Origin of the sequence: Chloracidobacterium validum, assembly GCF_018304825.1 — a bacterium.
Lineage (GTDB): Bacteria > Acidobacteriota > Blastocatellia > Chloracidobacteriales > Chloracidobacteriaceae > Chloracidobacterium > Chloracidobacterium validum.
On record NZ_CP072648.1, the window covers coordinates 2,006,078 to 2,021,604 of the forward strand.

A 15,527-nucleotide genomic window follows, 5' to 3' on the forward strand; every position below is an offset into this window, starting at 1 on the left:
TGACATCCTGCAACCAGCTTGGCATGGCGCTTGAAGCAACCCACAGACGAACTATCGAACAGCTACATCTGAATAACTATGTCCAAGATTCGCATTTTGCCGGATGTCGTCGCCAACCGTATCGCGGCCGGGGAGGTCGTTGAACGCCCGGCTTCAATCATCAAGGAATGTCTCGAAAACGCCCTCGATGCCAACGCCCAGCAGATTGATATTGCCATCGCGCGTGGCGGGAAGGAAAGCATTCGCATTCGGGATGATGGCGAAGGCATGACGCGCGATGACGCGCTGCTGGCCTTCGAGCGTCATGCGACGAGCAAAATCCGCTCGGCCGAAGACTTGACCTCCATACAAACCTTTGGATTTCGCGGTGAAGCCCTGGCGGCCATCGGGTCGGTAACGCGCGTTACCCTGACGACGAAGCTCCACGGAGCAACGTCCGGCACCGAGGTGTTCATCGAGGGCGGAAAGATTCGTCATGTCCGCGATGCGGCTGCCCCGGGCGGCACGGAGCTTGTCTTGCGTGACCTGTTTTTCAACTTACCGGCGCGGCGCAAGTTCCTCAAGACGGATGCCACCGAAGCGTTTCACATTACAAATCTCGTGACGCACTACGCGCTGGCCAATCCAACGCGCGGCTTCACCCTCGAACACAACGGCCGGCAGGTACTTGCGGTCACAGCAACGACTGACCTGCGCGCCCGCGCCTACCAGCTTTTTGGAGCGAACTTATTGGATAATTTGGCAGCACTCGACTTTGCCCAAGCCGATGTCAATGTTCGCGGCTTCGCGTCGCGCCCACACGTTCAGCGAACCAATCGAGATGGGCAGTATCTTTTCGTCAACGGGCGCTTCGTGCGCGACAAGCTCATCGGGCGAGCGCTCTCTGACGCCTACCGAAACATTTTGCCACCGGGCGCCTTCCCATCGGCGATGCTCTTTGTCGAGGTGCCACCCGACATGGTGGATGTCAACGTCCATCCACAGAAGACGGAAGTGCGCTTCCGCGCGCCGCAGCGCGTGCTGGAAAGCATTACCGCGGCCGTCCAGCGTGCGCTGGGCGTGGAGCCCAAGTTTGCTCCATTTCCGGCGACATCCCTCCCACCGCAACCCACCGTCGGCGCGAAACATCGCTCGCCCGTGGCGGCTTCCCCATCAACCATTCAGGCCGCGCTCGACGCCTTTGCGCCGCAAGCCACCGCGCGGCAAGCGCCACCACCACCAGACGCATCAGAACCAGGGACGGCAGAACAGCAACCACCACCTTTTTTCGCCACCGACCCAAGCCCTCGACCGGAAGTTGTCCAGTCCGGCGTTACAGCGCACCCGGACCACCTATCACTCACCGATGAACCACCATCCGAAGACACCGCCGCGCACCGGCTAAGAAGCATTCTGGAAGGTCGTATCGGCGGAGCGTCGCCCCGTCCCTCCCGGACTCACTGCGCCGGCGCTGCCCGCCCGGCGCAGGCCGCCGCGCCATTGCCGGAAACCACGCCTCAACGCGGAGCGCGAACCGACCTTCGCATTCTCGGACAAATCCATGACAGCTACATCGTTGCGACGGACGCCAACGGACTACTGTTGATTGACCAGCATGTGGCGCACGAGCGCATCCTGTTTGAACAGTGCGTCCGCGCCCTGCTTGCCCGTGATGTCGTCACGCAAATGCTACTCACGCCCCTCGTGGTGGATTTGTCACCCGCCCAAGCTACCGTGTTTGATACCCTGGCCGCCGAGCTGGAAGCCGCTGGATTCAGAACCACCCGTCTCGCCGGACGAACGGTAGCCGTGCAGGGCGTCCCGGCCGACCTTGCCCCTGAAGACACCCAACATCTGCTTACGGAACTGCTCGACACCTTGACGGCCGAGCACCACGGCCTCTCCCGTGAGCATTTTCTTCGGGAATTGGCCGCCAGCCTAGCCTGTCGGGCCGCCATCAAGGTCAACATGAACCTGACGCCGGAAAAGATGACTTGGCTGGTGGATGAACTCTTCAAATGCGAACAGCCGACCAACTGCCCGCACGGTCGGCCGGTCATCTTGCGATTCGACCTGCCGCTGATTGAGCGTGGCTTCAAGCGGATTTAGGCCGGCCTTCGGCACGCTGCCCAACGCTCATTCGGCCGCCACCATGCCGGGACGCTTGAGGGTCTCGATGTAACGCTTGATGCCATCGCAGAGCGACTCGGCGATACTTTGGCGAAACTCGATGGTACGCAGCGCTTCCCCATCCTTGGGATGACTCAGAAAAGAGACTTCTGCCAGGATGCTCGGCATATTGGCACCGAGCAGGACCACGAAGGGAGCTTTCTTGACGCCACGGTTGAAGCCAGCCGTTGGGCTGACGCGGCCGAGACCGGCGACGAGGCTCGTTTGCACGCTCTGCGCGAACGTCCGCGACTCAGTGACTCGCGTGTCGGTGACAATCCGTTGAAGCAACCCCTGCAACTCACCGGCGCTGCGCGACGTGGTCGCGTTTTCGCGGGTGGCCACGTCAAGCTCTTCCTTCGTGGCATCGAGGCTGAGGAAGTAGGTTTCGACCCCGCTGGCCAACGGGGTTGGGCTGGAATTGAGGTGAATGGAAATAAACAAATCAGCCTGGCGAGCGTTGGCAATAGCCGTCCGCTCTTCAAGTGGCACGAAGCGGTCGGTGTCGCGTGTCAAGACTACTTCGACATCCTTCAGTTCACGTTGAATGGTTGCCCGCAGGCGCAAAGCGATGTCGAGCGCTATATCCTTTTCATAAATCCCGTCCCGTCCAATGGCTCCGGTGTCTGAACCACCATGGCCGGGATCGATGATGATCCGTTTGACTTTGAGGCCGAGCGCGCGCACCAGCGATCCCGGCACTGAACCGGACGATGGCAGCGCCGGTGATTCCGCAACCAGGGAGGTTTCTTCGGCAATCGGCTGCGTGCCTCGCACATCGGCGACCAAGCGTGCGGGATTGTCGAGCGCAAAGATGGCAAAGTCGCGGAGGCGCACGCACTCGATCCGAATTTCAACCCCGCCGTCGCGGCTGCTGAACCGGATGTGACGGAGCATGCCATTCGATGGCGAAAGATTTTGTACCGGCGACACGAGGGGCGATAACTTGGCCGCCGGCAGTTTGATGACCAGGGCGGACCCCTCGATGCGCCGCTCATAGGTCACGCCGACGCTCAGGTCCAGGATCACCCGCGCATAGTCTGGACCCGAGAAATGGCGAATTTGGCTAATGGTAGCAATGCCGGCCGCATCATCTTCGGAGTGGGCTTCGGCAACGTCACGCGGATAACGCTGCCCAGCGGTGGCGTGGAGACGCGCCACACAGGCGACGGCTTCGCGGGCACTCACCGACTGCGGGAATCGTCGGATGATTTCGCGGTAGGCCTGTTCGGCGGCGTCCGGCGACTGCAAATCTCGCTCGTGGATTCGAGCAACACCGACCAGCGCGCGCACCAAAAATGGACCATCTGGATACCGTCGCAGCACAGCATCGTAGCTATCCAGCGCCGCGTAAAGATAGCGGGGTTTGTCAAAGACCTGCGCCATTTCACGGAAGATTTCCGCCCGAGCGACCAAGGCGGCGTCACCCGTGGTAGCGGAAGCATCCAAGGCAATAGCGCGGGTGTACACATCCACCAGGGCAAGGTATTCACTCTCCTCACGACCGGACGGCGGCTGCCGATACAGGGACTGCGCCAGAAGCGCTGCCCGGTGCATGAGTTCATCGGAGGCGGAAATAGTCGGGGTTGCCTGTGGGTGCGCCTGATGCTCACGCAACGGAGCCAACAGAGTCAGGAGGAAGCTGAGAATGAGCGAGTAACACAGCCTGAGCGAACGTTTCACGGTTCATTCCCTCGGTGGCAACGATGACTGGCATGCCAAGCGTCATCAGATTTCCCTGGACCCATGCGCCGATATGAGAGCCTGTTTGACCGTGGCCAACGCAAAGCATAGCACAAGTCACACGCCGGCCAATGACGCAATACAGCACGAAGCAAAAGCGTGACTGGAGAAAGCTGCCTGCCACCGCAGATGCGCCCTGCCTGACATTTCGGTACAATCAAAGTCAGCCGTTTTGCGACTTGCCTGGTTGTGACCAGCCCACCTCAGACCTGGAAGGAAATCCGCCCTATGCCGACGCCGCCTACCACCGCCGATGCCGCGTGCCTGAGCTTCCCCAGCGACCTTGACGGCGCGTCCCCCACCATGGATGACCTGCCCAGCGAGTTTCCCGGAGAAGAGGGTTTGCCTAACGAGTTTCACGCCCTGTTCGCCATGCTCCTGATGGAGACGTTTTGCCCGACAACCTTCCCCCCTGACCGCGTCTTCAGCGTGCTGGACATGTACCTTTACTTTCCGTACCAGGGCAAGACACGAGGCTTTCGTCCCGACTGGTTTGGCGTCGTTGACGTGCCGGCGCTGTACGAGGGGTATCGGCCGCGCCAGAGCTATGTGACGGCGGTGGAAGGCAAACCACCCTTGATCATTGCCGAGGCACTGTCAAAGGGAACGGCACGCAATGACCTCGGGCGCGGGGCCTGGCCACCGGAAGGTGCGCCCCGGAAGTGGGATGTCTATGAGCGTGTGCTGCGGATTCCCTACTACGTGACCATTGACTATGAGACGGAGGACGTGCGGTTCTTTCAGCATGACGGAACCCGCTTGGTGGAAGTGGAAACACCCAATGGACGGCTGTGGATGCCTGAAGCCGGGTTGTGGGTCGGTCGGTGGCAGGGGGTGTACCGCGGACTCGAAACCGTCTGGGTACGCTTTTTTGACCCGGATGGGGCCGTGATACCGACATGGGCGGAGCGGACAGCCGCCGAGCGAGCCGACAAGGCGGTCGCGCAGCAAGTTGCCGAGGAAGAGCGACGACAACGCGAAGCTGCCCAGCTTGCCGCCGAGGAAGAGCGACGACAACGCGAAGCTGCCCAGCTTGCCGCTGAGGAAGAGCGACGACAACGCGAAGCTGCCCAGCTTGCCGCTGAGGAAGAGCGACGGCAACGCGAAGCTGCCCAGCTTGCTGCTGAGGAAGAGCGACGGCAACGCGAAGCTGCCCAGCTTGCCGCTGAGGAAGAGCGACGGCAACGCGAGGCTGCCCAGCTTGCCGCCGAGGAAGAGCGGCGGCAAAAAGAAGCCTTCCTACAGGAAACTGAGAAACTGAGACGAAAATTGCGCGAACTTGGTGTCGAGCCGGATTAGTTCAAGCTACGGCAACAGTGCATCCAAAGGCGGCACGGGACCACTGGCCTGTGCCGCCAAGGCAAGTCGTTATCGAGTCGGCGTGGTCGCCGGATCGAGCAGGGCTTCGCTCAGGACACGTCCAACAGCACCATTCGGCATCATGACGCCGAGTAACATCGTCAAGGTCGGCGCAATGTCGGACGGGCTGGCTTCCGTCAGATACCGGCCCGGACGCAACCCACGCCCCATGAGGATGACCGGAACGTGGGTATCATAGGGATATGGCGTTCCGTGGGTGGTCGCTGAGGTGTATTCCTCCTCGGAGAAGAAACAAAACGGTTCAGGCACCAGAAACACATCGCCGCTGCGCTGTGGGTGAAACGCCATTTGTACTCGCTGTGCCAGCGTCGTGCGCGGCAACCCGCCGGATAGAATCTGCGTGCGCGTAAAGGCTGCCGCCACACCATTCACCGTCAATGCCGCTTCTGCCGCGACCCGTTCCACTTCTGAACGGTCAAGCTTTTTCTCCGCCAGCGTTTTGAGGTCAAAGTAAACCGATTCCGCCGAAAAGCCCGCAAACCACTGACCGGCGCCAAACCTGGCATCCAATGCGCGCTTGATGGCGACGGCAATCTTCTCAAAGGAAACCCGTTGGCTGCTGAGTCGCTGACGCTGGGCATATTCCGGCACTGGCGATACACCATGGTCAGAGGTCAGAATAACCAACGTCTGGTCAAGCCCAACCTTTTGGTCAATCAAGTCTAGCAAGCGAGCCAGCGTTTGATCGGTCCGAACCGTCATATCCAGCACTTCGTGGCTATTTGGCCCAAAGGCATGCCCAAGAATATCGTTTGCCGAAAAGCTGATGGACAGCACGTCGGGAATGGCATCGCCCCCAAGCTTTTCGTGTTCAATCGCCGCTGCCGCGAAGTCCACCAGGAAGTCATTGGCCCAGGGCGTCATCGTGAACTCGTCGTAAAAACGCGCGTTGGGCCGGTCGCCGCGCCCGACGACATGGGGGAAGGATGACCCGCCCCCGGCAAAGCGGCCTTCGTATGGCACGTCGTCAGCATCGCAACGGGCATAGGCGCTTTCCGGGAGTAACTTTTCCCAGGCTTTCCCGAACCATTGGTCAGGCAGCCGGCGGTTGTTGAAGGATGCCACCCAAGTGGGGAGTTCCTTCATGTAGTATGTGCTCGTTTGCATCTGGCCACGTTTGCTATCGAACCAGTAGGCAGCGTCGGCAGCGCGACCGGCTGGCAGAATCGCCGCGCGATTCTTGAGCGAGATGCCAATGACCTTGGACTGCCCTCCGGTCGCGGATTTGAGTTCATCTCCAAGGGTTGACACTAGCAACCGGCTGGGGGAAGCCCCCTTCCCCTCTGGAACACCGGCCGTCGTGTCATCCGTGATGCTCTCCACAGATTTACCAGTTTCCCGGTCATACCACTTGTTGCCAATGATGCCATCCACGGCTGGGACGGAACCCGTCATAACCACGCCGTGACCTGGTGCTGTATAGGTACAAGCGTGCAGATAATGAGCATTGGTAAAGTAAGCGCCCTTGGTTTTGAGGCGATTGAAGCCCTTGCTGCTAAACAGATCAGCAAACCGCTCGAGGTAATCAGCGCGGAGTTGATCGACCACAATCCCGACGACGAGCCGGTAGGCAGGCGACGCCGGACGCGCTCGGTGTGAAGCGCAGGAAGCCGGTGCTGGCTGCCCGAGAAGTGGCAAGATGGCACTGGCCAGCATCAGCCCGGCGGTAAGGGTTCGATAGGGTAAAAAACGCATTGAGTTTCCTTGGAAACAAGACTTTTAGACAAAGCTAGACTGGACAGGCACTCATAACGTTGCGTGAAGCATGTGACAGCAATATGTCATGACCGCCGGTCGGACTGGCAATCCCCAACTTGCCATCGAGGCCAACGGACTTCAGCGCTGACATTTTGTGTGCTTTTATTTACAAATCAGCTATCTTCCCCCTAGCACGACTCTACTTTGCTCAAACCCGCCAGTGCGTTCTCCGATAAGCGCACCCTGCTCGGTGAGCGCATCCTGATTGGAAAGTCCCATGAGCGCGACTGCAACTGCCGCGGTTACCCCAGCCAAACGCCAAGAGATTGTGAACCGGCATGCCATCCTCGAAGCCATTCGAGGCATTTCGGCCATTGAAGAACTCGTCGAGCATGAGCCAGGCCATGGCTACAAGTTTGGCGTGGATTTGGAAGTCGCCATTTACGGACGCAACTACGGCCCCGGCAAAAAAGTCGGACCGTATATACGGATGTATGACTATCCACCCGGACTGGAGATTGTTCACCAAGGCGATTGGGATACCAACACCTTCTACATCATCGTTTCTGGCGCGGCTGAAGTGTTTGTGGCGGGCGTCACCAATCCGGTGGCGACCTTTGAGCCAGGCAAGCCCTTTGGCGAAATGGGGGTGTTGGCCGGCGTACCGCGCAGCGCGACCGTGATTGCCCACCGGCAGCGGGGTGCGCGCGTGCTTGAAGTGCAGCGCCCGGCGCTGCGGGTGCTCCGCAAACTCAAGAAGTTTGGCGCGGCACTCGACATTACCTACCGCAACAATGGGCGGGCAGCGGCTGCCAACCAGCTTCAGATTTCAGATGACCTCAAGCAAAAAATCGCTGAGATTGCTGAGTTTCGGTTGGTGGCGCGCGGCCATGTGCTGGCTAGTGAGGCCGAACCCGTCCACAACTTGGTCATCATCCGTGATGGGTGGGTCAAACGGATTGGTCAAGCCCAGCAGGGTGAAACGGCTGACTACCTGGGACCAGGCTACATCCTTGGGTTCAACGCTTTGACCACCCGCGGCGCGCGCTTTCCGTACCGTGCCGTCGCCATGAGCCGAACCGAGTTGCTCGAAGTGCCAGTGGAAGCTCTTTACCGTGACCAACAACTCCTTGAAGGGGTGAAGGCGGCCCTGGGCGCGGCCGGTGACATTGGGACGCCACTTCAACCCACGAAAGCGCTAGCGTTCAACCCAGCGGTCAAAGCAGCGCAGGAGCGGATCCTTGACCGCGGGCTAGCCGATGCCAACAACCTGCTCCTGATGGATATGGACCTGTGCATCCGCTGCGGCAACTGCTCCCTGGCCTGCCATGAAATCCACGGACATTCCCGACTCAAGCGAACGGGCATTCATGTTTTGCGCCCACAGACGCCCACCCACGCCAAGCTTGACCAATCGCTCCTGATGCCGGCGGTATGCCTGCACTGTAAGGACCCGGAGTGCCTGACCGGCTGCCCAACTGGAGCCATTGCGCGCTTTGAAGGCGGGCAGGTGGACATCATCCCAAGCCTGTGCATCGGTTGCAGCGATTGCGCGACGCAATGCCCCTACAACGCCATTTCACTCATTCCACGCAGCGAACTCAAAAAGTCCACGCCGACCAAAGCCGCTCCGGCCAAGGTGGCGGCGCCTTCCAAGAATGGCAAGAGCGCGCCAACCAAAGACACCGATGCAAGCCATGAAGCGTTTGATCCCCTCGCTGCCTTTGGCCTGCGTTTCGACCCAAAGCCGAACCCGGTGACCCAAGGCGAAGACTTGGTCGCGATTAAGTGCAACCTGTGCAATAACACGCCGCTCAACCCCAAGGACCAAACCGGCAAGCCGGTCTATGCCACGCACAAACACAACTGCGAAGAAAACTGTCCGACCGGTGCGCTCAAGCGCGTCAAACCCAACCAGTACTTCAACGAGATTGCCCAGATTCACGGCCCGGCTTTTCGACGGGTTGGCGAGATGATTGTCGGGAATCGGTTTGGCCACGCCGACCGCGCCAAGACTCTGGCGCATGTGCTTGGCGTGACGCTCACCCTGTTGCTCTGCGGGGCCACGATGGCCGGCATCGTGCAGTACGGTCTTGGCACACCGCTCCTTCGGTCAGATTGGTTCAACTTTCGGTGGATTACCGGGCTGGTGGGCTTGGCTGGGATCATCATCGTCATGCTTTACCCGGTCCGGCGCCAAATGTGGCGGCGGCGGGGCGGGGCGCTCAAAACCTGGATGCTCTCGCACACCTACGCCGGCGTGATTGCCGGCATCGTCCTCCTCCTCCACGGCGGAACCAACCTGGGGGGCGCAGTCACGGCGGCACTCATGATTTCATTTGATTTGGTGATCTTGACTGGATTGATCGGTATTTTGCTCTACCAAATCGGTCCGCGCCTGCTCACCAAGATTGAGGGTGAACCCCTGTTGGCGGAAGACCTGATGCGGCGGCGCAGTGAGCTTTATCGGGAAATTGCCGACTTGACCGTGACGGCCCAGGAGCAAGCTGAAAAAGAAGGGCGCGGCGCGCAGTTTGCCCAAACGTTTCTTCCGGCGCGTGACCGGGTGATTGCCACGCTTCTCTCGCTTGGTTTCCTATTCCGACAATACATCCGCCGGGAATCACTGGATGACCTGCTGGCCGATGTTCGCCGACGGTTTGATGGTACCATTGCCAAACAACCCCACCCAAACGAGCGGGACGTCATGCGGCAAATTGTCGAAGCCGGCGCGACCATTCGGCGGATTGACGCGCTGCTTTACATTCATCGGGCGCTGAAAATCTGGCTTCCGCCGCACGTCATTTCAACCTCGGTGATGCTGGCCCTGCTGGTCGTGCACATCCTTCAGGTGGTGTATTACCTGTGGCGCTAACCTTCCCTACTCGCTTGCGTTCTTTTGCGCCTTGCCCATCGGCACGCAACCTCTGCTAGCCCCCCGGTCTGGAAAACACCATGGCGAAACTCAGCCGCTTTACGATTCAGCGCAAAGACCTCGTTGATAAAGGCGACCTCGTTCTGGAACTTGAGGGCTTGGTCATTGGCTCGCAGTCCGACTGTGACCTTCTGCTCAATCATCCCACCGTGTCACGTATCCACGCCGGTATCCGCGAAGTGGAAGGCCGGTGGTGGTTGACGAACCTCTCCAGCACGAATGGCACACAGGTCAACGGCGCGCTGGTTGAAACGGTTGAACTTCAGCCGGACGACATCATTCGGATCGGCATTTTTGTCTTGCGCCCAACCTTTGCGGATGGCGTCCTGACGCTCGATGTGGATCGCCAGGTGGACGCCTACGCGGCTGCCGAGCGCACGACGCGCCTGTTGGGCGATCCCATCCAAGCCACGACGCAGGGCAAGACGGCGCTCCTACCCAAACTGACCGGGTACTTACAGCAACGCGGACTCACCCAACCCTTACGCGGACAGACTCAGCAACTGCAACCGAGTCAGCAACGACCAGAAGCCCCGTCCACGCCGCCGCCAGCCGCAGAACCGCCAGCGCCACCATCGGCAACGGGACTGCTTCAGGCCGCTCGGTTGCAACGCGGCATGACCGGGCTACTGACCTCGATCCTGGCGCTGCCGGAGCAAGAGCAGAAGCGTTTCCAGCAGGCGATGAATGTCTTCTGGGAACGGCGCAAAGCTGCCATCAAGGGCGAGCAGAAGCTCGATGAGTATTCCCCGCTTGAACCACGGGAACTCCCCGAAGAACTCAAAAAGCACAACCTCCACCTGGGGAAAAAGCGCTTCAACTGGATTCCGACCAATGACCTCATTCGCCCGTGGCCGCGTGGGTATCTCTATGTGTTCGGCGCGGTGGCAACGGTGCTGTGCATCCTGGCTTTCTTCCTCTGGGAAGCTGCCTACTTGCCGGGCGAAACTTCTCATCCGCATGCGCTGCCAGTTGGCAAATTGCCGGAACCGGTTCGGCAGCGCCTCGACTTAAAGTTGGTCGCCAACGCTCCGGTGGAAAACAATTGTAGCGCCTGCCATGCGGCGGCAACCTCGATGCAGAACAAGTGCGTGGACTGCCACGAAACCAGCCATTTCAACACGACGGTTATCGCCAAGCATGAGGAAGCCAAAATCCAGTGCGTGGACTGCCACACCGAACACAAGGGCGCGGATTTCCGCCCCGGTATCGTGTCGCGCAGCATGTGCATTGACTGTCACCGGGATGCGCCAACCCATCCCAAGGCCGTCAGCCTCAAGGACGGCACACCGTTGCGCGAACCGCACCGTGGCTCGTTTGGCTATCCGGTCGAAAACGGTGTGTGGTCGTGGCAGCATCCCATGAACCCTAAGTGGGACAAGCTCTTCAGCGAGAGTAAAACGCCGCTCGATCCCTCGACCAAGTTTCATCTGGTTCATGCGGCGGTGGCGCCCTCCACGAGCGCGTGGAAGTGCAGCGAGTGCCATGATGGGTCATTCGCCAAGGGCGCGGCGGATGTAAAAGTCATCAACCGCGACAAATGCGCCGTATGCCATGGCCAGGCGTACGTCCAGACGGCTTCGCTCAAAGACCTCGATACCGATGCGCTCCGGCTGGGCATTGACTGCAACTCCTGTCACGGGCAGCACCCACAGTCGCAAACCTTGACGGCGGCCCGTCGCCCGGCCGGGAGCGGGCCCGAGCCGGTCGTGTTTACCAAAGACCGGGTTTACCGGGGTGGCAAAGACTGGCAGTGGACCAGCCTGGCCGCGAAGTTTGGCGGCTTCACCCTTGGCAACTGGGCACTCTTTTTCAGCCTCATTCCGCTGACCGGAATCGGGTTTCTCACCTTTGACACGCTGCGCAAGCGCCGTGAGCAGGCCACGCTCAAAGGCAATACCCTTGACCTAGCCAACCGACACCGGAAGTTTACCGACACGCGCTATGCTGAACGGTGGGAGTCCCAGGTCCAAATCGAACGCGCGCGGACTTCCGCCCGGGAAAACCCGGTTCCACACCCGGTCATCAACTACGAAACCTGCATTGGCTGCCACGCCTGCATTCTCGCCTGTCCGCAGGACGTGCTGGGGTTTGACGAGCAAGAGCACCACGCCATCGTCGTCAACCTCGAACAGTGCATGGAAGACACCGGATGCCAGCAAGCGTGTCCGACGGTTCCGCAGTCTTGCGTTCTCATCAATACCCGCCAAACCATTCGGGAAGCGCCCAAGCCGTTGCGCAAGGGGGCCAACGAGGGATTTGAAACAGAAAGCGCCACAGGTATCTACCTCGTTGGGGATGTCTCCGGCGTGCCACTCATTCGGAACGCCATCAAGGAGGGCCGCCTGGCCATCGAACGGATTGCCGACAAGCTCAAGGCTGAAGGGCCGGTGGCCGGCGCGGATTACGACGTTGCCATCGTTGGCATCGGGCCGGGCGGTATTTCAGCGGTGGCGCGGGCGGCTGAACTCGGGTTGCGCTACGTCGCACTCGAACAGGGCCGCAGGTATTCGACCATTGCCGAGAAATACCCGGCCGGCAAATACGTGGCTTTCAATCCGTTCAATCCATCTGACCCACCGTTGGGTGCGGTTCGACTTGACGGACCGGGCGATCTCAAAGAGGTCATGCTTGGGTGGTGGGATGAAACCGTTGAAAAACTTGGGTTGGTCATCAACGAATACGAAGGCTGCAAGGAAATCACCCGTGAAAACGACTATTTCATTGTCAAAACGACCAAAAACGCCCATGGGTACAAAGCCCGCAAGGTCCTGCTTGCCATCGGCAACGCTGGTGAGCCACGCAAACTGGGGTGCCCCGGAGAAGTCGAAGGACGAGTCCTGTATCGGCTACAAGACCCGAGCGCTTTCAAGGGCAAACATATCGTGGTTGTCGGCGCGGGCAACTCCGCCGTCGAAGCGGCCGTGGACCTCACCGGACAGCGTCAGCCCGATGGAACGGTCAAGTTTCCACCCGATGCCGAGGCAAACCACGTCACACTCGTCATCCGGTCAGACTTTCCGAAAGACCTGACGCTTGAAAACAAAATGTGGGTTTATTACTGCATGGACGCCGGGCGAATTAAGGCGTACTTCGGGGCCGGCATCCGCGAGATCACTGAGCGGGAGGTGGTGCTCGAGAAGGTACGTGACAAGTCTGAAATCGCGCGAATTCCAAACGATTACGTGTTTGCGCTGATTGGGAGCATTGCGCCCAAGGAGTTTCTCACCAAGATCGGGGTCAAATACGCCGGGGATGACAAGAAGAAACGGTAGGCCATTTACCACAACGGAAAGCACGGCACGCCGCCACCGAACCTGAATCCGCCAGATCGAGCGGGGATTCGTTACCCGCCAGTGGTTCAGGGTGGCTGGGCGCGTGCTGCCTTCAGAAACAGGTTTACGGGCCAGTACGCAGCCGATGACTTGACTAAACGGATGGCTGGCGGAGGAGTACCGGCGGTAAAACGGGTGATTCCGCGAGCTTGGTCACGCGCACCCGCGCCACCCGCCGCCGCTCAACCTGCTCGACCCGAAACTCATACCCGTTATAACGGACGACATCGCCCGAATCGAGGAGTCGCCCAGCTTGCATCATGAGAAAGCCGGCCAGCGTAGCGTAGTCATCGGATTCAGGTAAGTTCAGGCCAAACTTTCGGTTGACTTCACGGATGGCAATCGTGCCATCGAAAATGAGGGTTCCGTCTGGCTCATGCCAGACCATCACTTCCTCATCGGTTACGTCGTGTTCGTCGCGGATGTCACCAACAAGCTGCTCAAGAATGTCTTCGAGCGTCACGATGCCCTCAACGGTGCCATGCTCATCCACAACCACCCCAAGCGGCGACTGTGCCGCCCGAAGCTGGCGGAGAGCTTCTTCGAGATGGGCCGTGTCAGGGATAAAGACTGGCCGGCGGAGCATTTCCTGCACTGAAAGCGCACTCTGGTGCGTATCCTTATGCACGAGGCGGTGGAGAATATCCTTGACGTGAACAAAACCCACGATGTTATCTGGATGAGCATCGTGAACCGGCAGCCGGGAATAACCTGACTCACATAACGTCTGCAAGATTTCATCCGAGCTGGCCTTCAGTGGAAGACTAATGACTTCTGGCCGCGGCACCATGACCTCGCGCACAACCGTGTCGCTGAAATGAAAGACATTGCGGATCAGTTCTTGCTCATCGGCCTTGAGGTGTCCGCTCTGGTGGGATAAGGCGACGAGTTGCTGAATTTCTTCTTGCGTATAGGCCGCCGCGTGATGCCCGCCACGCACCGGAACGACACCGAATAAACGCACGGTTTGGCTTCCGGCACGATCCAGCAGCCAAATGAAGGGCCTGAAGACTCGGCAAAAGATCGCCAAGGGAAGTGCAACGGCAAGAGCGATCTGCTCTGAACGCGCCAGTGCCAATGACTTGGGCGCAAGCTCGCCAAAGACAATGTGCAGGGTGGTGATCAGGGCAAAGGCCACGGCCACCGCCAAGGCATGCGCAGAGACAAACAACCACAGCCCCCCCGGTATGAAAGCGGAAAGCCAGCTTTCAAATATCCGTGAGAAGGTCAGCTCGCCAACCCACCCCAAAGCCAAGCTGGCGAGCGTAATCCCAAACTGGGTTGCGGAAATCGTCCCGTCAATGTCATCCAACAAACGCAGCGCCACCGCGGCCCGCCGACTCCCACCGGCGGACAGCGAGAGCAAGCGTGGACGCCGCACCACGACCAGCGCAAACTCAGCCGCCACGAAGAACGCATTCGCGGCCACGAGTAGCCCAACACTCAAGAGTTTGAGGACGACAATGGGAACGGAGTCATCCATTCCTAACCAGCCTGGATCAGTGGAATCGTCAACTGACGCAGCGGTGACAGGGGACAACAGTCCTACACGGCTGCGGCCGAAGCGGCGGCTTTGCCATTTTTCTTCTCAAACTTTACAAAGGCTTTTTGAAGCGCTTGTTCGACCGCTTCCTCAACCTTGCCCTGTGGCTTGCCAGAAGCCATGGTCAGCTCACTGATGACCAAGTAACGGGCGCGCTCAAGCAGTCGCTTCTCACGAAACGACAGTGGCTTGAGGCTGCCGAGATACGTCAGGTGCTTGAGAATTTCCGCGACGCTGAAGATGTCGCCGGTTCGCATCTTTTCTGAAAACTCCTTGAAACGGTCTTTCCAGTCGGAAGGCGGCGCCACGAAGTTCGTCGCCAGCAGCTTCAACAACTTTTCACCGTCAACCGTTTTGATGGGGGTGCGAATGCCAATGGACTGGACCTTGTCAACTGGGACATTGACTGTCGTGTTATTTCCACTCAGGCGCAACTGGTAAAACTCCATCTCGACACCATCAAACTCCATGCGCTTGATCACTTCGATGACGCCGATGCCGTGATTGGGATAAATCACTTTGTCGCCTACTTTGAATCCCACAGTAATGACCTCCTGAAGAACGAAGAAGGAACCGTGCCAGCCTGTCAGCACGGACTGGGTAGAAATGGCAGATGACTCGTATTCGAGAGCGCTACCCAAAAACATAAAACACGACCGTTGAGCATTTTACGCCGGATAGGGTGGACGGTCAAACGGATTGCGATACCATCCATCACGAAATGACTCGCCTGGAATGGTCGCGC

The 15,527-nt window shown here is 59.3% G+C and carries 8 protein-coding genes; 4 read left to right on the forward strand and 4 right to left on the reverse strand.

The genetic code is table 11. From position 1 onward, the window contains the following. The first annotated feature begins 78 nt into the window (after window positions 1–78). Window positions 79–2,088, forward strand: a complete 2,010-nt coding sequence (gene mutL / locus J8C06_RS08390) for a DNA mismatch repair endonuclease MutL (protein ID WP_211428262.1) — start codon at window positions 79–81, stop codon at window positions 2,086–2,088. Window positions 2,089–2,115: 27 nt separating this feature from the next. Here the strand turns inward: mutL and J8C06_RS08395 are convergent, their stop codons facing one another. Further along, entirely contained in the window at window positions 2,116–3,831 is a 1,716-nt protein-coding gene (locus J8C06_RS08395) for an N-acetylmuramoyl-L-alanine amidase (RefSeq protein ID WP_211428263.1), read from the reverse strand. Window positions 3,832–4,119: 288 nt separating this feature from the next. Here J8C06_RS08395 and J8C06_RS08400 point away from each other — a divergent pair, with 288 nt between their 5' ends. Further along, window positions 4,120–5,190 (forward strand): Uma2 family endonuclease, encoded by a 1,071-nt coding sequence (locus tag J8C06_RS08400; RefSeq protein ID WP_211428264.1) that lies wholly within the window; start codon window positions 4,120–4,122, stop codon window positions 5,188–5,190. Between the two features lie 69 nt (window positions 5,191–5,259). Here J8C06_RS08400 and J8C06_RS08405 read toward each other — a convergent pair whose 3' ends face one another. Next, the gene (locus tag J8C06_RS08405; protein WP_211428265.1) at window positions 5,260–6,966 is read right to left on the reverse strand and encodes an alkaline phosphatase family protein; all 1,707 of its coding nucleotides are present in this window, start codon (window positions 6,964–6,966) and stop codon (window positions 5,260–5,262) included. Window positions 6,967–7,246: 280 nt separating this feature from the next. On the opposite strand from J8C06_RS08405, the gene J8C06_RS08410 reads away from it, so the two are divergent. Both J8C06_RS08410 and J8C06_RS08415 read left to right on the forward strand, forming a co-directional pair. Continuing rightward, on the forward strand, window positions 7,247–9,844 hold the full coding sequence (locus tag J8C06_RS08410) for a cyclic nucleotide-binding domain-containing protein (RefSeq protein ID WP_211428266.1): 2,598 nt from the start codon (window positions 7,247–7,249) through the stop codon (window positions 9,842–9,844). 80 nt (window positions 9,845–9,924) lie between these two features. Continuing rightward, complete coding sequence (locus tag J8C06_RS08415; RefSeq protein ID WP_211428267.1) at window positions 9,925–13,179, forward strand: NAD(P)-binding domain-containing protein; 3,255 nt, start codon at window positions 9,925–9,927, stop codon at window positions 13,177–13,179. A 154-nt stretch (window positions 13,180–13,333) separates the two neighbouring features. Here J8C06_RS08415 and J8C06_RS08420 read toward each other — a convergent pair whose 3' ends face one another. Together J8C06_RS08420 and J8C06_RS08425 are read right to left on the reverse strand one after the other, a co-directional pair. Then, the gene (locus tag J8C06_RS08420; RefSeq protein WP_211428268.1) at window positions 13,334–14,722 is read right to left on the reverse strand and encodes a hemolysin family protein; all 1,389 of its coding nucleotides are present in this window, start codon (window positions 14,720–14,722) and stop codon (window positions 13,334–13,336) included. A 62-nt stretch (window positions 14,723–14,784) separates the two neighbouring features. Next, the gene (locus J8C06_RS08425) at window positions 14,785–15,324 is read right to left on the reverse strand and encodes a CarD family transcriptional regulator (protein ID WP_211428269.1); all 540 of its coding nucleotides are present in this window, start codon (window positions 15,322–15,324) and stop codon (window positions 14,785–14,787) included. Between the last annotated feature and the right edge of the window lie 203 nt (window positions 15,325–15,527).